The sequence below is a fragment of the Devosia sp. Root635 genome, from assembly GCF_001427605.1.
Classification (GTDB): domain Bacteria; phylum Pseudomonadota; class Alphaproteobacteria; order Rhizobiales; family Devosiaceae; genus Devosia.
Genome location: NZ_LMGZ01000012.1, coordinates 183,475 through 205,206, shown reverse-complemented (window position 1 = coordinate 205,206; position 21,732 = coordinate 183,475). Strand labels below are relative to the sequence as shown.

The window sequence follows — 21,732 nt, the reverse complement described above, 5'->3', positions numbered from 1 at the left end:
CGCAACTCTTCCGAGCGGTTTGCGTTGGCCATTGATCAATCATGAAATAGCGGCGGCCTGGGGCGGGTGTAGTCGCGTGGAGATACCCATGCGTATTCAGAAGATTCTTGCCATTGGCGCGCTCTGCGCCGCGACTGCCATTCCTGTCTTTGCCGCCACCGCCACGCCGGACGGCACTTTCGTTGACAGCTATGGCACCTCGTTCGATTTCTCGCTCTGCGGCGATGGCACGGCCTTGTGCGGTGTTCTGACCAATCTCGAGGGAAGATCGGCCACCGAGGAAAACCTGGCCTTTGTCGGCAAGCAGGTGATGCAGGCCGAGCAGGTAGCGCCCAATCAGTGGAAGGGTGAGCTGGAAGCCGGTGGCATCAGTGCCGAGGCCACGGTGACCATGACCAGCCCCGACACGATCGACATCCAGGGTTGCCGCGGCGGCATCTTCTGCCAGACGCTGACCTATACGCGCGCCTAGCACACGGTCGCGACGCGCTCCTTGATGGTGGCGAGAACCTCGTCGCCATCGCGTTTCCACCAATTGTCCTGGCTGAAAATCTCGACCTCCTGTGGGCCGTAAAAGCCCGCATCCTCGACCATTTTCCGGATGGCGGGCAGATCGATGACGCCGTCGCCCATCATGCCGCGATCGAGCAGCATGTCCTTGGTCGGCACCAGCCAGTCGCAGATATGGTGGGCGAAGATACGCTTCATTCTGCCAGCACGATCAATGGATTGCGCCAGCCGCGGGTCCCACCAGACATGGTAGACGTCGACGGCGACGCCGACCGTTTCGCCCAGCGTTTCGCAGATGTCGAGCGCCTGGTCGATGGTGTTCACGCAGGCGCGGTCGGCGGCATACATGGGGTGCAGCGGCTCGATGGCGATCTTTATCCCCGAGGCGCGGGCATGCGGCAGCATGGCGGCGATGCCGTCGGTCACCATCTGCCGCGCGCCGGGCAAGTCCTTGGAACTGCCCGGTAATCCGCCCACCACCAGCACCAGGCAATCGGCATTGAGCGCGGCGGCTTCGTCGATGGCGCGCAGGTTATCATCGATCTGCGCTTGCCGTCCCGCAGCGGTTTCGGCAGGGAACATGCCGCCGCGGCAGACGCCGGTGACCTGTAGCCCATTGGCCTTGACGATGCGGGCCGCCTCATCGAGGCCGATGGCAGCGATCTGGTCGCGCCAGGGCGAAATGGCCGTGATTCCGGCCCGCAGGCACCCGTCCACGGCTTCGGCGAAGCCCCAGACCTGACGGGTGGTGGCGAGGTTCAGCGAGATAGCGCGTTGGGTCATTTGGTTAGCACACTGTTAACGTTGAGCACCGCATTCATGCGCGAAACGGCCAATTCGGGGTCACTCAGGACACGTGCTTTATCCGCGAGGCGGAACAGCTCGCTGAGGTGCTGGATCGAGCGGGTCGATTGCTGCCCGCCCACCATCTGGAAGTGATCCTGCAATCCGTTGAGATAGGCGAGGAACACCACGCCCGTTTTGTAGAAGCGGGTCGGCGCCGCGAAGATGTGGCGGCTGAGCGGCACGGTGGGTTCGAGCAGGTCGAAGAACTCGTTATTGTTGCCCTTGCCGAGTGCCGCGAGACCCGCCGAGGCGGCCGGGGCGATGGCGTCGAAAATGCCGAGCAGGGCATGCGAATAACCCTGGTCGTCGCCCGCGATCAGTTCGGCATAGTTGAAGTCGTCGCCGGTATACATTTTCACCGAAGCCGGCAGCCGCCGTCGCATGGCGATTTCCTTTTCGGCCGAGAGCAGGGAAATCTTGATGCCGTCGACCTTGTCCGCATTGGCGGCGATGACGTCGAGGCAGACATCCATGGCCTTGTCGTGATCGGCGTGGCCCCAATAGCCGGCCAGAGCCGGGTCGAACATTTCGCCCAGCCAGTGCATGATGACCGGCTGCTTCACCTGGGAGAGGATGCGGCCATAGACCTTGGCGTAATCGTCGGGTGACTTGGCCGCTGCGGCGAGGGCGCGGCTGGCCATGAGAATGACGCGGCCGCCCTGGGCCTCGACGAAGCCAACCTGTTCTTCGTAAGCCTTGATGATCTGGTCGATGGTGACATCGGGGCCGGGGGCCAGGTGGTCGGTGCCGGCGCCATAGGCAATGAGGCTGTCATCGCGGGTGCGGGCTTCGGCCTGAGCCCGGCGGATCAGCTCCTGCGCCTCGGTCCAGGTGAGGCCCATGCCGCGCTGGGCGGTGTCCATGGCCTCGGCCACGCCGAGCCCGAGATCCCACAGGCGATGGCGGAATTTGAGGGTGGTGTCCCAGTCGATGGCGGGGGTGAGCCAGGGGTCGTTGCTGGCCAGCGGGTCGGCCACGACGTGGGCGGCGGCATAGGCGATGCGGGAGAAGTCCGAGGCCTTGTGGCGGATGAAGGGGATCGGGGTGCCGGTGAGGGTGTAGGGGGTGATGGTCCGGTCGGGATTGGGCAGGTTTATGGTGGTCATCTTGGCCTCCGAGGTCTCAACAAACTCGGTGTCATCCCGGCCTTGAGCCGGGATCCATCTCGAGATCGAGAAACGACCGCAAGGTGGTCGTTCGGTCCACCTTGCGGCGGCACAATCTCAGGATGGGCCCCGGCTCAAGGCCGGGGTGACATCGTGGGTGGGGTGGGGCATGTGCCCCACGCGACTAGAATTCCAGCTTCGGCACGTCGAGCCAGCGGCGTTCTGCCCAGCTCTTGAGGCCCAGTTCGGCCAGCTGCACGCCCTTGGCGCCGGCTTCGAGGCCGTATTCCCACGGCGCGTCCTCGGCGACGTGCCGCAGGAACATTTCCCACTGCGCCTTGAAGCCGTTCTGGACCGGCCAGTTGTCCGGCACCTCTTCCCAGTCGTTGAAGAAGTTCATGGTCTGCGGCTGGTCGGGATTCCACACCGGCTTGGGCGTGTTGACGCGATGCTGGCTCCAGCATTTGTGGAGGCCCGCCACGGCCGAGCCATGGGTGCCGTCGACATGGAAGGTGACGAGATCGTCGCGGCGAACGCGGGTGACCCAGCTTGAATTGATCTGGGCGACGACGCCGCCTTCGAGCTGGAACGTGGCATAGGCCGCATCGTCCGTATCAGCCTTGAAGCGGTTGCCCTTTTCGTCGACGCGCTCGGGGATATGGGTGGCGCCCAGGCACGATACGGCCTGCACTTCCCCGAACAGATTGTCGAGCACGTAGCGCCAGTGGCACAGCATATCGAGGATGATGCCGCCGCCGTCATTCTTGCGGTAATTCCAGCTCGGGCGCTGCGCCGGCTGCCAGTCGCCCTCGAACACCCAATAGCCGAACTCGCCGCGCACCGAGAGGATTTTGCCGAAGAAGCCCGAATCGCGGAGCATTTTCAGTTTCAGCAGGCCCGGCAGGAACAGCTTGTCCTGCACCACGCCATGCTTGAGGCCGGACGCGCGGGCGGTCTTGGCCAGGTTGAGCGCGATATCGAGGGAATCCGAGGTCGGCTTTTCGCAATAGACGTGCTTGCCGGCGGCCAGGGCCTTTTCCAGCAGGCTGGCGCGCATCAAGGTGGTGCCGGCATCGAAGAATACCGTGTCCTCGGGATTGGCGAGGGCGGCGTCGAGGTCGGAACTCCAGCGCGCGATATTGTGCTTTTTGGCCAGGCGCTCGATCTTGTCGGCATCGCGCCCGACGATGATCGGATCGACCACGAGGCGATCGCCATTGGACAGCACCACGCCGCCCTGGTCGCGGATGGCCAGGATCGAGCGGACCAGATGCTGATTGTAGCCCATGCGCCCGGTGACGCCGTGCATGATGAGTCCGAGCCGCCTGTCTGCCATTTGAAACCTCCCGTGCCGCTTTCGCGTGTAACTGATTAGTTACTTAGCTATACGCGATGCGGGGTGGCGTCAAGCGGGATTGGTGGAAGACCTTTAAATGACGGGTCGAGGTTGCAGCGCCCACTGGGCGGCTCCTCCCCCTTGACGGGGGAGGTTGGGAGGGGGTGTGGTTTAGCCCCGATATCGGGGCTAAACACCCCCACCCTTGATCCCTCCCCGCAAGGGGGAGGGAGACGATTGAGAGGCCAGTGCCCCTCAGACCCCCAGCACCATCTTCAGCCCGATCAGGCCCAGGAAGACCAGGATCATGCGGTCGAAGGCGGTGCGGCTGAGCTTGCCGCTGATCCAGTGGCCCAGCGGCATGAAGGCGAGGATGGGGACCAGCGCCAGCACGCCCTGCAGCATCCATTCGGGCCGCATGACCCCGGCCGCCCACAGCGCCGGCAGTTGCACCACCGCAAAGGTCAGGAACATGGCCGAGACGGTGAAGACATGGGCATCTCGGTCGAGTTTCATGGCGTGAATGAAGGTCACCCCGATGGGCGCGGAAATCCCGGTCGCCCCCTGCAGCGTACCGCCGCCCAGGCCGGCCAGCGGCCCGAGACGCCGGGCCAGCTTCAGGCCGAGAGACCATTGCGGGGTAACGAGGCGCAGCCCGATATAGCCCAGCAGCATCGCGCCCAGCGCCAGCACCAGGACGCGCTCGGGCAGGGTGGTCAGCGCCCAGGTGCCCACGCCGATACCGACGACGCCCCCGGCCAGGAACCACGGCATGAAGGCCAACCGGTCCGACCCGGCCTCGCGCCGGAAGCGCCAGACCTGCCAGGCATTGGTGACGATGAGCGGAATGACCATCAGGCCGACCGCATGCTGCAGGCCGAAAGCCGCAGTCAGCACCGGCAGCGCGACCAGCGGCAGGCCCATGCCGGTGGCACCCTTGACGATGGCCCCCGCCGCCAGGGCCAGGGTCATGATGATGATCGATTGCAGTTCCAAACCCGTACCCCAAATCCACTATCGGTTCAGGTTGCGGCGATTGGCGCGCCAGCGCAATGGCTATCTAGCGGCAATAGCAGCAAAATTTTCCAGCACCGAAAACGTTTGCGGATAACTGGATAGTTACTTCGTGGTTGACTCTGCCGAAAACGGCCCCCAGTCTGGCCGTGGCGGGCACTGGAAACATCCGGGCACCGCGCACCAAGGGAGGAACACGATGAACAGACGACTGCTGTTTGTCCTGGCTGGCGGCGCATCGGCGCTGTTGCTGGGCACATCTTTGGCCGCCGCGCAGGAGTGGAAGCCCGACCGGCCGATCAACCTGATCGTACCCTGGGGCGCCGGCGGCTCGACCGACCAGGTGACCCGCGTCACGGCGCCGATCCTGGGCGAAGCCCTGGGCGTGGATGTGGTTGTGGTCAACCAGCCGGGCGCCTCGGGCGCCATCGGCACCCAGGAAGTGCTGAATGCCCCGCATGACGGCTATACCTGGACGGCCAACGCCATCGCCAACAATGCCACCTACCACGTCTCGGGCCTGCTGGCCGACACCGATATCGACGACTGGCACATCTATCTCTCGGTGGCCAACGTCCCCGTGGTCAGCGTGCCGGCCGGCAGCGAGTTCACCGATTTCGGCCAGTTGCTCGAAGCGCTCAAGACGCGCGGCGGCGAGATCACCGTCGCCACCGCCGGCATCACCTCGTCGGGCGGCACGGCCATCGCCGCGCTTTCCGACGCCGCCGATGGCTTCGAGTACAACATGATCACCTATGATGGCGGCGGCCCCGCCGCGATCGCCACCGCTTCGGGCGAAGCCATGGTCACCACCCAGCTTGCGGTGGAACAGACCGAGCTGATCCGTGGCGGGCGCCTCAAGGCCCTGGCCGTCTTGTCCAACCAGCCGCTGGTGCTGGATGGCGTCGATCCGATCCCGCCGATCACCGACTGGCTGCCGGACATGGAACTGGCTCCCGACTATTTCGGCATCTTCATCCCGTCCGATGCGCCGCCCGAAGTGCTGGCCACGGTCGACGCGATCTGGGCCGACAAGGTGATGAACTCGCCCGAGCTCAAGACCTATGCCGAAACCTTCGGTGCGGTCTTCGCCCCCTCCTATGGCCCCGAGGCCCGCGCGCTGGCCATGCCGGTGGCGATCCTGGAAGCCTGTTCGTCGGTGGCGCGTGGCGAGGCGGTCAACGACCCCTCCACCATCGGCATCGACTGCGAGACCCGGACGGAAGTCGGGAAGTAAGAGACCACAAGACCGGCCCGGCGGCGCAATTCGCCGGGCCGACTCGCCAAGGATTCCTGCATGACCACACCAGCCGAACCCGACCTGCAAGGCGAGGGGCACAGTCCGGCGATGATCCGGGCCGACCTGCTCGCCGCCATTTTCTTCATCGTGCTCGCGACGGCAATGCTTTACGGCTCCTGGACCATGGACCGGCTGGAAGCGCGCCGCATTCATTCCTTCACCGTCCCGGGCCTGGTGCCCGGCCTGCTGAGCGCGGCGCTGCTCATCTGTGGGGTGGTCCTGGCCGTGCGCTCGCTGCGCCTGCCGGCACCAGGCGGCTGGACCGACCTGGGCGCCGCCATCACCTCCGGCGCGGCCGGGCGCGCCGGCATCGTGCTCGTGCTGTGCCTCGCCTATACGCTCGGCCTGGTCGGCCTGCTGCCCTTCTGGCTGGCCACCGGCCTGTTCGTCTTTGCCTTCATCCTGGTGTTCGAGACCTGGCTGGCCGAGCCTCGCCGCAGCCTGCTGCAGTCGCTGCCCTGGGCCTTCGGGCTTGCCGTGGCCACCGGAGCCATCGTCACCCTCGTCTTCGAACGCGCCTTCCTGGTGCGCCTGCCATGAGCGGAGCCTGAGCCATGCTGGACGGACTCGGAATGCTGCTGGGCGGCATCGCCCATTTCCTGACGCCGCTATCGCTGTTCAACATCGCCTGGGCGACCCTGCTCGGCATCGTCATCGGCGCGCTGCCGGGGCTGACGGCGACCATGGGCGTCGCCCTGCTGGTCACCCTGACCTACAAGATGGCGCCGGACCAGGCGATCCTGTGCCTGATGTGCATCTATTCGGGCGCCATCTATGGCGGTAGCCGCACCGCCATCCTGCTGGCCATTCCCGGCACGCCGGCCAGCGCCGCGACGACGCTCGATGGCCATCCGCTGGCCCTGCAGGGCAAGGCGGGCCTCGCCATGGGGCTGGCAACCACCTCCTCGGCGCTGGGCACTGTCATCGGCATCGTTGCCCTGGCGCTGATCGCACCGCTGCTGGCCGAGGCAGCGCTGAAATTCGGCACCTATGAATTCTTCTGGCTGGCTTTGTTCGGCGTGGTCATTTCCGGCCAGCTCACCGCCATGGATGACCCGCTCAAAGGCTACATCGCCGGCATATTGGGCCTGATGGTGGCCATGGTGGGCATGGAAACGCTGCATGCCTATCAGCGCTTCACCTTTGGCATTCCCGGCCTGGGGGGCGGTATCGACCTGATCCCGGCCATGGTGGGCGCCTTCGGTCTCGCCGAAATCCTCGGCGTCATGAAGCGTACCGCCCATGCCCGCATCGTCTCGTCGGGCGACCGCGTCATCCCCAAGCTCAGCGAAATCCTCAAATACTGGAAGACCACCTTGCGCTCGGGCGTTATCGGCACCTTTGTCGGCATCGTGCCGGGGGTCGGCGAGGATGTGGGTGCCTGGGCCTCCTACGCTGCCGCCAAGCGCTCCAGCAAGGAGGCGCACCTGTTCGGCAAGGGCAGCCAGGAGGGGCTGATCGCCGCCGAAACCGGCAATTCGGCCGTGGTACCGGGCGCCATGATCCCGACCCTGACCCTGGCGCTGCCCGGCTCGGCCGCTGCCGCCGTGCTGATCGCCGCCATGTTCATCCACGGCATCCGGCCCGGTCCGCTGCTGATGACCGAGAGCCCCGAAGTGCTCTACCAGATCGTCGCGGTCCTGCTGTTCTCGACGCTGGCCATCCTGGTGTTCGGCCTGACGCTGACCAGGCCGCTGCTGACCGTGCTGGCCGTGCCGCGCGAACGGCTGATGGCCGTGGTCTATGTGCTCTGCGTGGTCGGCTCCTTCGCCATCACCCAGCGCATGTTCGACGTCTATGTCATGGTTGGCTTCGGCATTGTCGGCTTCATCCTGCGCGAAATGAAATATCCCATGGCCCCGCTGGTGCTGGGCATCATCCTGGGCGACCTGCTGGATCTCAACCTGCGGCGTGGCCTGCTGCTGACCAATGGCGATCCCAGCCCGTTCTTTACCCGTCCGATCAGTGCTGTTATCTGCCTCATCATCGTCTTCACCATCCTGATGTCCATCCCGGCGGTATCCAAGCGTGTCAGAGCCCTCTTCACCCGCGGCAGCGCCGCCCCAGCCCAAAGCTGAGGCGGCTCCGGCCAAGCGGGCGCGCAATTCGATCAAGACCAAGGCGGCGATCCTCGTCGCCGGCCGGGCCGAATTCGCCGAGCGCGGCTTCGAGGGCGCGCGGGTGGATGCCATCGCGGCTTTGGCGGGCGCCAACAAGCGGCTGCTCTACCACTACTTCGGCAACAAGGAAGACCTCTACCGGGCGGTGCTGCTCGACGCCTATGAGGAAATCCGCCGCGGCGAGCGGGCGCTGTCGCTGGACCAGTACGGGCCGGTCGATGCCATGGATCGGCTGGTGCGCTTCACCTTCCGCCACTTCCTGGCCAATCCGTGGTTCCCGCGCCTGCTCGGCACGGAAAACATCGAGAATGCGCGGTTTTTGAAGACCCTGCCCGATATCCAGGCGCTGCATTCCCCGCTGGTCGGGCAGATCAGGACCATTGTCGAGCGCGGGGCGGAGCTGAAGATTTTCCGTCGCGACGTCGATCCGGTGCAGCTCTATATCTCCATCGCCGCCCTGGGGTTTTTCTATGTCTCCAACATGGCGACGCTGTCGGTGATCTTCGCGCGGGATTTGAGTGGCATCGACATGGTGCAGGAGCGCGAGGCGCAGGCGGTGCAGATGGTGCTGGATTATCTGCGGACGCGGTCGGATTGAGCATGTTGCCACGCCCTGGTGGTTCGAGGGTCGCTGCGCTCCCGCCTCACCATGAGGGCTACTGGGACATCGAGCCAAGAGTAGCCCTCATGGTGAGGTGCGAGTTCTTACGAGCCTCGAACCACGAGGGCGTGGCAAGCTATTCCAGCGGCGGCAAGACCGCGCTGGCTTTCTCCTTCAGCCGCTCGATCAGTTCCAATACCCGCGGCTCTTCGGCGCGTTCCTGCAGCACATAGATGCCGATGAGGCTCTGCCGCGTCGGTTCGGTGACGCTGATGCGCCGCAGCCCGCGGCGGATGAATTCGTCCTCCATCACCTCGGTATGGCTGATCACCGCATCGGTGCGCTCGACATAGTCGAGGCAGGCGGCCAGGGAATTGGAGGCGAAGGCATATTTGCCCTGGTCGAACGGGGCACTGCCGCTGGTGGTGCGGCTCCACGCCTCGAAGAAGCGCTGATGGCGGATCTCGGGCAGGGAACTGGTCACCGCAGGATAGGCCTCCACTTCGGCAATGGAGCGCGGGCGGCTGAGCAGCGGATGCCCCTCGCGCACGAAATAACCCTGGCCGACGCGGGTGAGCGGAATGAGCCGTGCCCCGGTGCTGCGGCTCAGCCCCTCGATCTCATGCGCAACAAAAAGTGAAATATCGCCGCTGAGCAACTGGTCCATGCAGCGAAGCTGGTTGCCCAGGCTCACATGGATGCGGGCATTGGGGTAGCTTTGCGTATAGTCGAGCACCATGTCGCGAATGAACAGGGTCCACCACGAATAGCCCGAGCCGATGCGCAGGCCCTGTTCGGTCCGGCCCTGCTGATGGGCAATGGCGTTGAGCGTATTGTCATAGAGCCGGCGCATCAGCCGCCCGTTCTGGTAGAGCGTCTCGCCATATTCGGTGAGCTCCACCCCGCGCGGCGTACGGATCAGCAACGGCACACCGAGATTTTCCTCCAGCTTGCGCATGTTGAAGGTCAGCGTCGGCTGGGTGACGAACAGGGCCGTCGCCGCGGCGCTGATCGTGCCCGCCTCGGCCACGGCCAGGAACTGGTTGAGCAGCTTGTCCATACTATCGCTCCACGACATAGAAAAAATCTATATCGGACAGGATATTTCGTATTTTTCTTTTGGTCGAGACTGCGCCAGTCTGACGCTAGCAAGACAGGAAGCGGCTGCCAGGGCGGTCAAGGAAGCAGGGTGCGTCCCAAGGGTGGAGGCGGCCTGAAACAGCGGGAAACCGGGGCGATTTGTCCGGGGGCCGGATATACCCCCGAGCTGGATTTACCAGCTTTCCGCATCTTCCATACAAGTGATTGCCTTGCCGCAAAAGGGTGTGCTATGTCGTAACCAGTCGGTTATTTGTGCAATTTGCGTAAGGAGATTCCGGCAAAAAGCGCGATACCGCAGCATTGGTGACCATTGCCGACGCTGCAGCAGACGATGTAACCGATTGGTGATTTAGCAGCGGGGAGGCTGCGGGTCACCTTCCGTTCCGGATGCCGGAGCGGCCACAGTTTCATGGGAGGAAAAACCTGATGACTACTCGTATCGATCGCCGCCAGTTCCTGATGGGCACGTCCGCGCTCGTCGCCGCTGGCGCTGCCGGTGTCATGCCGGCCTGGGCCCAGGCCGACAGCCTTCGCCTTATTTTCTGGGGCGGCCAGGCTCGTGCCGATCTCACCTATGGCGTGACCGACCTCTACAAGGCCGCCAAGGGCACCGACGTCGAAGGCGAGTTCCTCGCCTGGAACGACTACTGGCCCAAGCTGGCGACCCAGACCGCCGGTGGCAATGCCCCCGACATCATCCAGATGGATTACCGCTATATCGTCGAATACGCCAAGCGCAACGCCATTGCGCCGCTTGACGAATTTGTCGGCGGCGCCCTGCAGCTCGCCGATTTCGACGCCGACCAGCTCGAAGGCGGCAAGGTCGATGGCAAGCTCTATGGCATCTCCCTGGGCGCCAACTCGGTGGCCTCGCTGGTCAACCTGCCGGCCTTCGAAGAGGTTGGCATAGAGGCGCCGACCAATGCCTGGACCTATGATGACATCATGACCATGGGCGAGGCCTTCAACAGTGCCAATATCCGTGGTGGCATGAAGGTGATTTCGGACGGTTCCTACACCGAGCCGATGCTGGATAACTGGCTGCGCCAGCGCGGCAAGGCCCTCTACACCGCCGATGGCAAGCTCGGCTACGACGAAGACGATGCCATCGAGTGGTACACCCTGTGGAGCAAGCTGCGCGACGCTGGCGTCTGCGTCTCGGCCGAAGACCAGGCGATCGATACTGGTGCGGTGGAAACCACCATGCTGGTCCAGGGCAAGTCGGCCATCATGCCGTCCAACTCCAACCAGCTCGTCGGCTACCAGGCCATCATGCAGGACACGCTGGGCATGATCGGCTACCCGCGCATCGCGCCCGGCGCCGGTGGCGGCCACTACCGCAAGCCGTCGATGTTCTTCTCGGTTGGCGGCAGCTCCGCCAAGAAGGAAGCAGCGGCCGAGTTCCTCAACTTCTTCATCTCCGACCCGGAAGCCGCCAAGATCCTTGGCGTCGAACGCGGCGTGCCCTGTATCGCGGCAACGCGTGACATCGTTGCGCCGACCCTGGATAGCCAGAGCCAGATTGCGCTCAATTTCGTGGCCAATCTGGGTGACCTGCTCGGTGCACTGCCGCCGTCTCCGCCGGCCGCCGCCGGTGAAATCGACGCCTCGCTGATCCGTACCCTGGGTCAGGAAGTCGGCTTCGGTGCCAAGACGCCGGAAGAAGCTGGTCGCGAGTTGATCAGCGGCGCCAACGATATCCTCAGCCGGGCCTAAACCATGACCACGCGCTCTCTTGAATCGGCCGCTCCGACAAGGGAGCGCGTGGCCACTCCGACAGTCTGGTCACGCATCTGGCAGAACGACGCCCCCGGCTACCTGTTCCTGCTGCCCTGGTTGATCGGCTTCCTCGGCCTCACCATCGGGCCGATGGTGACGTCGCTCTATCTGAGCTTCACCGATTTCGACCTGCTGACATCGCCCGACTGGGTCGGCGCGTCCAACTACATGCGCATGTTCACCAACGACCCCAAATTCTGGGCCTCGATGCGGGTGACCATGTTCTTCGTCATTTTCTCGGTGCCGCTCAAGCTGGCCTTTGCGCTGATGGTGGCCATGCTGCTCAATCGCGGCATCAGGGGCCTGCCGCTCTATCGCGCCCTGTTCTACCTGCCGAGCCTGCTCGGCGCCTCGGTCGCCATCGCCATCCTGTGGCGGCAAATCTTTGCGGGTGACGGCCTGGTCAACAAGCTGCTGGCGGTGTTCGACATTGCCGGGCCGAGCTGGATCTCCAACCCCAAGACTTCGCTGTGGACGCTGATCATTCTCAGCATCTGGCAGTTCGGCTCGCCGATGATCATTTTCCTTGCCGGCCTGCGGCAGATTCCGCAGGACATGTATGAAGCGGCCAGTCTCGACGGGGCCAGCAGGTGGCGCCAGTTCGTCAAGATCACCCTGCCGCTGCTGACCCCGGTGGTGTTCTTCAACGCCATCATCCAGACCATCGAGGCCTTCAAGAGCTTCACGCCCGCCTTCATCATCTCGGGCGGCACCGGCAACCCGATCAACTCGACGCTGTTCTACACGCTCTATCTGTACCAGGAGGCCTTCGCCTTCTTCCGCATGGGCTACGCCTCGGCGCTGGCCTGGGTGTTGCTGGCGCTGGTGGGCATCTTCACCGCCATCTCCTTCCTCTCCTCCAAATACTGGGTACACTACGATGAGTGATGTCCCCGCCAAGCTGACGGTGGTGACCGGCACCGAGTCGCCGGGGCGCAAGCGCCTGATCGGTATTCTGACGCATGTGGCGCTGATCGCCGCTTCGCTGCTGATGCTCTATCCGCTGCTGTGGCTGATGGCTGCGTCGTTCCGGCCCGAAAACGAGATTTTCACCTCGGCCAGCATCATCCCCTCGTCGTGGAGCATCGACGCCTATATCCGCGGCTGGAACGGCCTGCGCACCAGCTTTGCCACGTTCTATCTCAACAGTTTCATCATTTCGGGCCTGTCCGTGGTGGGCAATGTGCTGGCCTGCTCGATGGCGGCCTTTGCCTTTGCCCGGCTGGAGTTCAAGTTCAAGAGCTTCTGGTTCGCCATGATGCTGATGACCCTGATGCTGCCCTACCAGGTGACGCTCATCCCCCAATATGTGCTGTTCCGCCAGCTAGGCTGGGTGAACACCTTCCTGCCGCTGGTGGTCCCGAAGTTCCTCGCTGCCGACGGCTTCTTCATCTTCCTCATGGTGCAGTTCTTCCGCGGCCTGCCCAAGGAACTGGATGAGGCGGCGCAGATGGACGGGTGCTCGCCCTGGCGCATCTACTGGAAGATCATCATGCCGCTTTCCATGCCGGTACTGGCCACGGCGGCGATCTTCACCTTCATCTGGACCTGGGACGATTTCTTCGGGCCGCTGATCTATCTCAGCGAGATGAAGTCCTACACGGTGATGCTGGGCCTGCGCACCTTCACCGACTCAACCGGCGAGAGCGACTATGGCGGCCTGTTCGCCATGAGCGTGCTCAGCCTCGTGCCGATCTTCCTGTTCTTCCTGTTCTTCCAGCGGTTGCTCATCGAGGGCATCGCCACGACGGGGATGAAGCGGTGAAGCAGAACGCCTTGGGTCATCGCCCCCTCCCCCTTGAGGGGAGGGAAGATTGACTGCCGACCTTGTAGACCGGATTGTTTCTTCATGACCGATATCAAATTTGCCGCCATCGGCATCAACCACAGCCATATCTACGGCCAGGTCGATTGCCTGAAGGATGCCGGCGCGCAGCTCACTGCCTTCCACGCCGTGGAGGACGATCTCGCCGCGGCCTTCGGGGCGAAATACCCCGAGGCCAAGCGCGTCGGCGATCCCAGGGCGATCCTCGAAGATCCCGATATCGCCGTGGTGCTGACCTCGGCCATTCCGGCCGATCGCGCCGCCATCTCGCTCGCCGCCATGCGCCACGGCAAGGATGTGCTGACCGACAAGCCGGGCATGACCACCTTTGCCCAGCTCGACGAGCTGCGCAAAGTGCAGGCGGAAACCGGCCGCATCTATTCGGTGCTCTATTCCGAGCATTTCGAGGTCCGCGCCACGGTGGAAGCCGGCAACCTGATCGCCCAGGGCGCCATCGGCAAGGTGGTCAATACGGTGGGCCTCGGGCCCCATGCCATCCGCAACAACCAGCGACCGGACTGGTTCTTCGATCGCCAGCGCTATGGCGGCATCCTCTGCGATATCGCCAGCCACCAGTTCGAGCAGTATCTGTTCTTTTCCAATGCCATGGATGCCGAAGTGGTGTCGGCCAGCGTCGCCAATCGCGGCAATCCGGACCGGCCGGGCCTGCAGGATGTGGGCGACGTGCATCTGCGGACGGCCGACACCTCGGGCTATATCCGCGTCGACTGGTTCACCCCGTCGGGCCTGCCGACCTGGGGCGACGGGCGCCTGACTATATTGGGCACCGAGGGCTATATCGAGCTGCGCAAATATATCGATATTGCCGGAAGGCCGGGCGAGAACCACCTGTTCATCGTCAATCATGAAGGTCCGCGCCATGTCGACTGTTCCAAGGTCGAGCGGCCGTTCGGCCGGCTGTTCCTCGACGACGTGCGCAACCGCACCGAAACGGCCATGCCGCAGGAGCGGTGCTTCAACGCCATGAAGCTGGCGCTGACGGCCCAGCAACTGGCCGAACGCGGCACGGAGTGGGCGCAATGAGCCGTATTTTCAACGTCGCCGTCGTCGGTTGCGGCATCGGGCGCAGCCATATCGTGGAGGGCTACCTGCCCAATGAAGGCCAGTTCAAGGTGCTGGCGCTCTGTGACCTCAATGTCGAGCGCATGGCCGCCGTCGCCGACGAATTCGGCGTCGAGCGCCGCATCACCAGCTTCGAGGACGTGCTGGGCATGGACGATATCGACGTGATCGATATCTGCACCCCGCCGGGGCTGCACTACCCCATGGTCATGGCGGCGCTCAAGGCCGGCAAGCATGTCATCTGCGAAAAGCCGCTGGTGGGCTCGCTCGCCCAGGTCGATGCGGTGATGGAAGAGGAAAAGCGGAGCAAGGGCATGCTGATGCCGGTGTTCCAGTACCGCTTCGGCAATGGCATCGAGCAAGCCAAGGCCATCATCGATGCCGGCATTGCCGGAAAACCCTTCATGGGAACGGTGGAAACGCTGTGGCGGCGCGACGCGCCCTATTATGCGGTGCCCTGGCGCGGCAAGTGGGCCACCGAACTGGGCGGCGTGCTGATGGGCCATGCCATCCACCCGCATGACCTGTTCACCTATCTCATGGGCGATATCGACCGCGTCTTCGGGCGCGTCGCCACCCGCGTCAATCCGATCGAGGTGGAAGACACCATCTCGGCCTCGCTGGTGATGAAGAATGGCGCTCTGGCCAGCCTCACCGCCACGCTCGGCTCGGCCGACGACACCACCCGCATCCGCCTCGCCTTCGAGAATGTCACTTTCGAAAGCGATCACGCGGCCTATAATCCGGGCGAAAAGCCCTGGAAAATCCAGCCGCGCAATCCCGAGACCGCCGCGAAGATCGATGCTTTGCTGAAGGACTGGCGGCATGTGCCGTCCCGGTTCCAGACGCAGATGGCCCGCTTCCACGACGCGCTTGTCGGCGCCGGCCCGCTGCCGGTGACATCAGCGGATTCGCGCCGTTCGCTCGAACTGGTCACCGCCTTCTACCATTCGTCGGCAACCAACGAGGATGTCGTCCTGCCCATCGGCCCCGGCCATCCGCTCTACGAAAGCTGGGTTCCGGCCCAGTTCCGGGCGGCTTAGGAGAGTTCCATGTCGACACCCATCCAGCTCCGGCAACTCGTCAAGGCCTATGGTGATATCGAAGTGATCCACGGCATCGATCTCACCATCGATCCGGGTGAGTTCACCGTCTTTGTCGGCCCCTCGGGCTGCGGCAAGTCCACCTTGCTGCGCATGATCGCCGGCCTTGAGCCGATTACCGGCGGCGACCTGCTGATCGATGGCGAACGCATGAACGACATACCGGCGGCGCGGCGCGGCATCGCCATGGTGTTCCAGAGCTACGCGCTCTACCCGCATATGAATGTCTACCAGAACCTGGCCTTCGGGCTGGAAACCGCCAAGACGCCCAAACCCGAGATCAAGGAGCGCGTGCAGCGCGCCGCCGAAATCCTGCAGATCGTGCCGCTGTTGCAGCGCAAGCCCAAGCAGCTCTCCGGCGGCCAGCGCCAGCGCGTCGCCATCGGCCGCGCCATCGTGCGCGAGCCGCGGATTTTCCTGTTCGACGAACCGCTCAGCAACCTCGACGCCGAGCTGCGGGTGCAGATGCGCGTCGAGATCGCCAAGCTGCATAACGACCTCGGCAATACCATGATCTACGTCACTCACGACCAGGTGGAAGCCATGACCATGGCCGACAAGATCGTGGTGCTGCGCTCCGGCGTCATCGAGCAGGCCGGTGCGCCGCTCGAGCTCTACAACAATCCGAAGAACCTGTTCGTCGCCGGCTTCATCGGCTCGCCCAAGATGAACTTCCTCACCGCCAGCGCCGATGGCACCGGGCTCAAGGTCGCCGGCAACACCATCGACGTCAAGCGCGCGGTGACGGGCGTCGCCACCATGGGCGTCCGCCCCGAGCACATCACCCTGGCCGAAGGCAGCGGCATCAAGCTGGCCGACATACGGGTCGATCTCGTGGAAAACCTCGGCGGCCAGACGGTGGTCTATGCCACCACGACCGACGGCCAGCCGATCAACATCGTGCTCGAAGGCCAGCGGCCGGTGGACCTGGGGTCAACCGTCGCCACCCATATCGACCCGGCCCGCATCCATTTGTTCGATGCCGAAGGCAATGTGATCCAGGCGGGCTGAGCTCCGGCCATCGGAGTGCCCGATGGGGGAGTCTACCTCTGCCGAAGCTGTCGATCCCTTTGGGTCTGCGGCTCTTTCACCTTCTCCCCTTGCGGGAGGAGGGGCCGAGGCGCTGGGTGGGTGAGCGAGTGCTCTGCTGCGCGACGGTACTCAGCGCGCAGTCTTGCTGTCTACCATCACGGCCAGCCCGTCCAGGATCCGTTCCAGGCCGAAGTCGAAGGCGCGGTCGGGGTCGCCCAGGCCATACAGTTCGCCGACGACGGGGCCGATGCGGGCGGCGACGGGGTAGGGGGAATAGTCCAGCGTTTCGAGGAAGGGCGCGATCGTGTACCACCATTCGTCGTCGCTCATGCCCGTCAGGTCCTTGACCATGCGGGCGCGGGCCACGTCGCGCACGGCACCGTAGACATAGTTGGCCACCATGGTCACCGACATGTCCATTTCCACTTCGCTCAGGCCGAGATTGTCGAAGGCGCCGAGAAAATATTCATAGGCGCGCATGGTGTTGGGGCCGAGCACCGGCCGGTGCGTCGCCACCTGCAGCGCCCAGGGATGACGCAGGTAGAAGGCGCGATATTCACGCGCCACGAAGGCGACATTGGCCCGCCAGTCCGCCGGGGTAAAAACCGGCGCTTCCCGATTGTCGCCCTCGGCCGGCCCGGACACCGCATCCAGCATCAGGTCCACCAGCACGGCCTTGTCGGGGATGTGGGTGTAAAAGCTCATCGGCGAAATGCCGACCGCCTCGGCCACGCGGCGGGTCGAGACCGCATCGATCCCCTCGGCATCGGCGAGACGCACTGCCGCCCGCACCAGGTCGGCCACTGCCACCCGCGATTTCGGGCCGCGCTTGGGCGCATCGACCCGCCCCCACATCAGTTGCAGGGTTTTGATCGGGTCGCCGCGTCCGGCAATATCCTCGGCCATCTGGCCTCCAAATAACTCTTTACACTGTACGAGATTATGCTAAACCTTGTGCAGCGTACGGAGTTATAGGGCTCCGAGGCGCAAAAGTCGAGCCCGCTGTCGAAAATCCGCCTGCTGCCGCGTCATGTCAGCAGGGCCGGATCAGTGTGCCCGGACACGAAAGGGAACGCTCATGATCCATGCCAGAGACCTGACCCGCACCTTCAAGACCAAGACAGGCCCGGTGGAAGCCGTGCGCGGCCTCAGCCTCGATGTGGCCGAGGGGGAACTCGTGGCCTTTCTTGGGCCCAACGGCGCCGGAAAGTCGACCTCGGTGCGCCTGCTGACGACGCTCCTGCCGCTGACGTCCGGCAGCGCCAGCGTCGGCGGCCACGATGTCGTCGCCGACCCGGCCGCGGTGCGCCGCAAGATCGGCTATGTCGGGCAGGGGACCGGCTCGGGCCCCTATCACCGGGTGCGTGACGAGCTGGTGACGCAGGGCCAGGCCCAGCGCATGAGCACGACGGCGGCAAGAAAGCGCGCCGACGAATTGCTCGGCATGCTGGAACTCGATGGCCTGGCCGACCGTGCCTGTGCCTCGCTCTCGGGCGGGCAGAAGCGGCGGCTCGATGTGGCCTTGGGGCTGATGCATACCCCGCCCATCCTGTTTCTCGACGAGCCGTCTACCGGGCTCGACCCGCATAGCCGGGCCAATCTGTGGGATCACATCACCCGCCTCAGGCAGGCCAGCGGCATGACCATTTTCCTCACCACCCACTATCTCGACGAGGCCGACACCATGGCCGAGCGGGTCATGGTGATGGACAATGGCGTGATGATTGCCGACGATACGCCGGCCCGGCTCAAGGCCGACCTGGCCGGCGACACCATCCATGTCAGCGTGCTCTGCGAGGACCAGACCGCGAACGCCGCCGAAATCGCCCGGAACCTGCCCGAGGCGCGCGAAACCAAGGTCGAGGGCCGCGACGTGGCGGTAACGCTGCGCGATGGCGAGGCCGTATTGCCCGAATTCATCCGCCGGCTGCATCAGTCCGGCATCGAGGCGATCAGCGCCCGCGTGGTGCGGCCGACGCTGGATGATGTGTTTCTGGGGCTGACGGGACGTTCGCTCAGGGAGGCGGCGGCGTGATGCTTCACCTCTCCCTTCGGGGGAGAGGTCGACCCTCTTGGGTCGGGTGAGGGGGCCTTTCTCAAGCACCGAGCCGAGAAAAGGCCCCCTCACCCGTCGGCTTCGCCGCCGACCTCTCCCCCCAAGGGAGAGATGAGAAGCGGCTCCCAATCAACAAGGATCAAGAAAATGTCCTTCATCTCAGACACTGCCATTTCTTTCCGTCGCGAAATCGGCCCCACGCTCCGCTCCTGGTACTACATCATCTTCGGGCTGGTGCAGCCGTTGCTCTATCTGGCGCTGTTCGTGCCGCTGCTGGGTAATGTCGGCGGGCCCGATGGCGCTTCGCCGCTGCAATGGTTCGTGCCCGGCATGGTGGTGATGCTGGTGCTGTTCACCACCGTCTCCTGCGGCTGGGCGCTGACCGAGGAACTGATGAGCGGCAGCTTCGAACGCTTCCTCGCCACGCCGATGAGCCGGCCCGCGGTTCTGGTCGGCCGCGCCCTCAAGGAGCTGGCGCCGCTGCTGGTGCAGGCGCTGATCCTCATCGTCGTCGCCACGCCCTTCGGGCTGGTGCTGCATCCCCTGCATATGCTGCTGGGGCTGGCCATGCTGATGGTTTTCGGCGTGGGCGTGGCCTCGCTCTCCTATGCTCTGGCCATTGCCAGCAAGCATGACGGGAGCCTGTTCTACCTCGTCAGCCATTCGGTGGCCTTGCCGATGATGCTGCTGGGCGGCGTGCTGCTGCCGATGACCAATGCGCCCGACTGGCTCTATGCCGCCAGCCGTTTCAATCCGCTGACCTATCTGGTGGAGGCCGAACGGGTTCTGTTCATCGGCGAGATTGTCGCCATGCCGGTGCTCTATGGGGCGCTGGTGGCGGTGGTCGTGGCGCTGGTCGGGCTCGCCGTGGGCGTCAGCCAGGTGCGCAAGGCTTCGCTTTAATCACCTCTCCCCTGAGGGCCATCGCATTTGGAATTTGAGAGACCACGGCTATCTCAGTCGACACCCTCCCCCTTGCGGGGAGGGATCAAGGGTGGGGGGCGTTTGGCCCCGATATATATCGTGGCTCCCGACACCCCCTCCCAGCCTCCCCCGTCAAGGGGGAGGTGCCGCCCGGTGGTTGTGGCAATTCATATGCGATAGCTTGCCCTCAAGGGGGAGGGTGGGCCCGGCTCCTGGCATGATGTTCTTTGTCTCCGAACACCCCCTTGACTCACTCATACCCCTCCAGCTATACGTTAACCCATAGCCAGAAAGGTATGGGTTCTTCCCAATGTCGACCGCTCCCGACGTCATCTTCCGCACGCTTGCCGACCCGACGCGCCGCGCCATTTTCGAGCGGCTGTGCCGGGAAGGCGAGGTCACGGTGGGGGCGCTGACGGCCGGGGCCGGGGTATCCCAGCCGGTGGTGTCGCGCCATCTGGGGGTGCTGAAACAGGCCGGATTGGTGCGCGATCGCCATGCCGGCCGGCAGACCCATTACAGCGCCCTGCCGGGGGCGCTGGCGCCGCTGGTCGACTGGACCAGCGAAATGACCGGCTTCTGGGAGGGCCGGTTCAATGACCTCGAAAACCTGCTCGACAGGATGGACCAATGACCGAAACGCCGCCCATCCGCACCGTCGTCATCGAACGCGAGGTTGCCGCGCCGCCCGAGAAGATCTGGCGCGCCCTGACGCAACAGCACCTGATCGAGGAGTGGCTGATGAAATCCGATTTCACGCCGGTCAAGGGCCGGAAATTCACCTTCCGCAACCAGCCCAGGCCCGATGTGAGCGTGGTGGTCGATTGCGAAGTGCTTCATGTCGAGCCCAACAGGACGTTGTCCTACAGCTGGGAGGCCTTCGGGCTGGAAAGCGTCGTGACCTTCACCCTGGAGCCGACGCCGGCGGGAACCGTTATCCGCATGGAACAGACCGGTTTCCGCCCGGATCAGGACCTGGCCTTCAGGGGCGCGAGGGCATCGTGGAAGCAGTTCATGGCCGCATTGGAGAAAGTCGTGGCCGACCTCGATTGAGGGGCCGCGCTGCAATTGTAACAAGGAGTATGACGATGAAGATCAAGGTAACGACCATCTATGTCGACGACCAGGACAAGGCGCTGGCCTTCTATACCGACGTGCTGGGCTTCACCAAGAAAAACGATTTCGGCAATGGCGGCTATCGCTGGCTGACCGTCGTTCCGGCCGAGGACCCCGAGGGTGTCGAGCTGCAACTGGCCTCCAACGCCAATCCGGCGGGCAAGGCCTATCAGCAAGCCACTTTCCAGCAGGGCCAGCCGGCTATCCAGTTCTTCACCGACGACGTGAAGGCCGATTGCGATGCCATCAAGGCCAAGGGCGTGACGCTGCGCATGGAGCCTACCGACGTCACCGCCTCGACCATCGCCCAGCTCGACGATGGCTGCGGCAATATCATCCAGCTCACCCAACTGAACTGGTAGGGAGCCGGCCATGGCCACGCGCAAGACCACAAAATCCAGCCAGTCCTTCTCCGACGACGAAGTCGAGGCGATGAAGGACAAGGTCGCCGAGGAAAAGGCGGAAAAGGCCGCCCGCCGCAAGGGCGGCAAGCAGGTGGATGGCGAAGCCGACCTGCTGGCCAAGGTCGCCGAGATGGAGGGGTTGGACAAGGAGCTGGCCGAGGGATTGCATGCCCTGGTCAAGCAGTATGCGCCGAGCCTGATGCCCAAGACCTGGTATGGCATGCCGGCCTGGGCGGGGGCGGACGGCAAGGCGGTGTGCTTTTTCACCCCCGGTGTAAAATTCAAGGAGCGCTACGCTTCATTGGGCTTCAACACCGGGGCGAAGCTCGACGACGGCAATATGTGGCCGACCTCCTTTGCCCTGCTCAAGCTGGGCCCGGCCGAGAAGAAGGCCATCGGCGCGCTGCTGGAAAAGGCAGTCGGCTAGGCTCCGGAAAACATCCATACTGTCGAAATCGGGCCTGCTGACGCGTCAT

Annotated in this window: 23 protein-coding genes; 17 read left to right on the top strand and 6 right to left on the bottom strand. The window is 64.2% G+C overall.

The window, feature by feature from the left end:
• Positions 1-88: 88 nt before the first annotated feature.
• Entirely contained in the window at positions 89-472 is a 384-nt protein-coding gene (locus ASD80_RS07660; protein WP_056230940.1) for a hypothetical protein, read from the top strand.
• Here ASD80_RS07660 and ASD80_RS07655 read toward each other — a convergent pair.
• From ASD80_RS07655 to ASD80_RS07640, 4 genes are all read right to left on the bottom strand, one after another.
• Positions 469-1,293: a sugar phosphate isomerase/epimerase family protein gene (locus ASD80_RS07655; RefSeq protein ID WP_056230938.1), complete on the bottom strand. Its 825-nt coding sequence runs from the start codon at positions 1,291-1,293 to the stop codon at positions 469-471. The genes ASD80_RS07660 and ASD80_RS07655 overlap by 4 nt on opposite strands.
• The gene (locus tag ASD80_RS07650; RefSeq protein WP_056230937.1) at positions 1,290-2,462 is read right to left on the bottom strand and encodes a dihydrodipicolinate synthase family protein; all 1,173 of its coding nucleotides are present in this window, start codon (positions 2,460-2,462) and stop codon (positions 1,290-1,292) included. The genes ASD80_RS07655 and ASD80_RS07650 overlap by 4 nt, the downstream gene beginning before the upstream one ends.
• A gap of 184 nt (positions 2,463-2,646) precedes the next feature.
• Positions 2,647-3,798 (bottom strand): Gfo/Idh/MocA family protein, encoded by a 1,152-nt coding sequence (locus tag ASD80_RS07645; RefSeq protein ID WP_056230935.1) that lies wholly within the window; start codon positions 3,796-3,798, stop codon positions 2,647-2,649.
• 255 nt (positions 3,799-4,053) lie between these two features.
• The gene (locus ASD80_RS07640; RefSeq protein WP_056230934.1) at positions 4,054-4,794 is read right to left on the bottom strand and encodes a sulfite exporter TauE/SafE family protein; all 741 of its coding nucleotides are present in this window, start codon (positions 4,792-4,794) and stop codon (positions 4,054-4,056) included.
• A gap of 217 nt (positions 4,795-5,011) precedes the next feature.
• Between ASD80_RS07640 and ASD80_RS07635 the strand changes: the two genes are divergently transcribed.
• From ASD80_RS07635 to ASD80_RS07620, 4 genes are read left to right on the top strand one after another with little or no spacing between them, the layout of a single operon-like run.
• On the top strand, positions 5,012-6,049 hold the full coding sequence (locus tag ASD80_RS07635; RefSeq protein WP_056230931.1) for a Bug family tripartite tricarboxylate transporter substrate binding protein: 1,038 nt from the start codon (positions 5,012-5,014) through the stop codon (positions 6,047-6,049).
• 60 nt (positions 6,050-6,109) lie between these two features.
• On the top strand, positions 6,110-6,652 hold the full coding sequence (locus ASD80_RS07630) for a tripartite tricarboxylate transporter TctB family protein (RefSeq protein WP_056230929.1): 543 nt from the start codon (positions 6,110-6,112) through the stop codon (positions 6,650-6,652).
• A 14-nt stretch (positions 6,653-6,666) separates the two neighbouring features.
• Positions 6,667-8,190 (top strand): tripartite tricarboxylate transporter permease, encoded by a 1,524-nt coding sequence (locus tag ASD80_RS07625; protein ID WP_056230927.1) that lies wholly within the window; start codon positions 6,667-6,669, stop codon positions 8,188-8,190.
• On the top strand, positions 8,141-8,830 hold the full coding sequence (locus tag ASD80_RS07620; RefSeq protein WP_056230925.1) for a TetR/AcrR family transcriptional regulator: 690 nt from the start codon (positions 8,141-8,143) through the stop codon (positions 8,828-8,830). The genes ASD80_RS07625 and ASD80_RS07620 overlap by 50 nt, the downstream gene beginning before the upstream one ends.
• A gap of 139 nt (positions 8,831-8,969) precedes the next feature.
• Here the strand turns inward: ASD80_RS07620 and ASD80_RS07615 are convergent, their stop codons facing one another.
• Positions 8,970-9,893 carry a LysR family transcriptional regulator gene (locus ASD80_RS07615; RefSeq protein WP_056230924.1) on the bottom strand — a complete coding sequence of 308 codons (924 nt, stop codon included), beginning with the start codon at positions 9,891-9,893 and terminating at the stop codon, positions 8,970-8,972.
• Positions 9,894-10,360: 467 nt separating this feature from the next.
• Here ASD80_RS07615 and ASD80_RS07610 point away from each other — a divergent pair, with 467 nt between their 5' ends.
• The 6 genes from ASD80_RS07610 (at position 10,361) to ASD80_RS07585 (ending at position 16,735) form a co-directional block, all read left to right on the top strand.
• Entirely contained in the window at positions 10,361-11,650 is a 1,290-nt protein-coding gene (locus ASD80_RS07610; protein WP_056230922.1) for an ABC transporter substrate-binding protein, read from the top strand.
• A gap of 3 nt (positions 11,651-11,653) precedes the next feature.
• Entirely contained in the window at positions 11,654-12,601 is a 948-nt protein-coding gene (locus ASD80_RS07605; RefSeq protein ID WP_082555131.1) for a carbohydrate ABC transporter permease, read from the top strand.
• 103 nt (positions 12,602-12,704) lie between these two features.
• Positions 12,705-13,478, top strand: coding sequence for a carbohydrate ABC transporter permease (locus tag ASD80_RS07600; protein ID WP_244488967.1), 774 nt, complete (start codon positions 12,705-12,707; stop codon positions 13,476-13,478).
• 84 nt (positions 13,479-13,562) lie between these two features.
• Positions 13,563-14,582, top strand: a complete 1,020-nt coding sequence (locus ASD80_RS07595; RefSeq protein WP_056230919.1) for a Gfo/Idh/MocA family protein — start codon at positions 13,563-13,565, stop codon at positions 14,580-14,582.
• Positions 14,579-15,664 carry a Gfo/Idh/MocA family protein gene (locus ASD80_RS07590; protein WP_056230917.1) on the top strand — a complete coding sequence of 362 codons (1,086 nt, stop codon included), beginning with the start codon at positions 14,579-14,581 and terminating at the stop codon, positions 15,662-15,664. The genes ASD80_RS07595 and ASD80_RS07590 overlap by 4 nt, the downstream gene beginning before the upstream one ends.
• 9 nt (positions 15,665-15,673) lie before the next feature.
• Positions 15,674-16,735 carry an ABC transporter ATP-binding protein gene (locus tag ASD80_RS07585; RefSeq protein ID WP_056230915.1) on the top strand — a complete coding sequence of 354 codons (1,062 nt, stop codon included), beginning with the start codon at positions 15,674-15,676 and terminating at the stop codon, positions 16,733-16,735.
• Between the two features lie 150 nt (positions 16,736-16,885).
• Here the strand turns inward: ASD80_RS07585 and ASD80_RS07580 are convergent, their stop codons facing one another.
• On the bottom strand, positions 16,886-17,662 hold the full coding sequence (locus ASD80_RS07580; RefSeq protein ID WP_056230914.1) for a TetR/AcrR family transcriptional regulator: 777 nt from the start codon (positions 17,660-17,662) through the stop codon (positions 16,886-16,888).
• A 172-nt stretch (positions 17,663-17,834) separates the two neighbouring features.
• Between ASD80_RS07580 and ASD80_RS07575 the strand changes: the two genes are divergently transcribed.
• From ASD80_RS07575 to ASD80_RS07550, 6 genes are all read left to right on the top strand, one after another.
• Positions 17,835-18,791: an ATP-binding cassette domain-containing protein gene (locus ASD80_RS07575; protein ID WP_056230912.1), complete on the top strand. Its 957-nt coding sequence runs from the start codon at positions 17,835-17,837 to the stop codon at positions 18,789-18,791.
• A gap of 168 nt (positions 18,792-18,959) precedes the next feature.
• Entirely contained in the window at positions 18,960-19,715 is a 756-nt protein-coding gene (locus ASD80_RS07570) for an ABC transporter permease (protein ID WP_056230911.1), read from the top strand.
• Between the two features lie 331 nt (positions 19,716-20,046).
• A complete protein-coding gene (locus ASD80_RS07565; RefSeq protein ID WP_056230909.1) occupies positions 20,047-20,370 on the top strand; it encodes an ArsR/SmtB family transcription factor in 324 nt (107 codons plus the stop codon).
• Positions 20,367-20,789 (top strand): SRPBCC family protein, encoded by a 423-nt coding sequence (locus ASD80_RS07560; RefSeq protein WP_056230907.1) that lies wholly within the window; start codon positions 20,367-20,369, stop codon positions 20,787-20,789. The genes ASD80_RS07565 and ASD80_RS07560 overlap by 4 nt, the downstream gene beginning before the upstream one ends.
• A 35-nt stretch (positions 20,790-20,824) precedes the next feature.
• Positions 20,825-21,214 (top strand): VOC family protein, encoded by a 390-nt coding sequence (locus tag ASD80_RS07555; protein WP_056230905.1) that lies wholly within the window; start codon positions 20,825-20,827, stop codon positions 21,212-21,214.
• A 10-nt stretch (positions 21,215-21,224) separates the two neighbouring features.
• Positions 21,225-21,683, top strand: coding sequence for a hypothetical protein (locus ASD80_RS07550; protein WP_056230903.1), 459 nt, complete (start codon positions 21,225-21,227; stop codon positions 21,681-21,683).
• Positions 21,684-21,732: the final 49 nt, after the last annotated feature.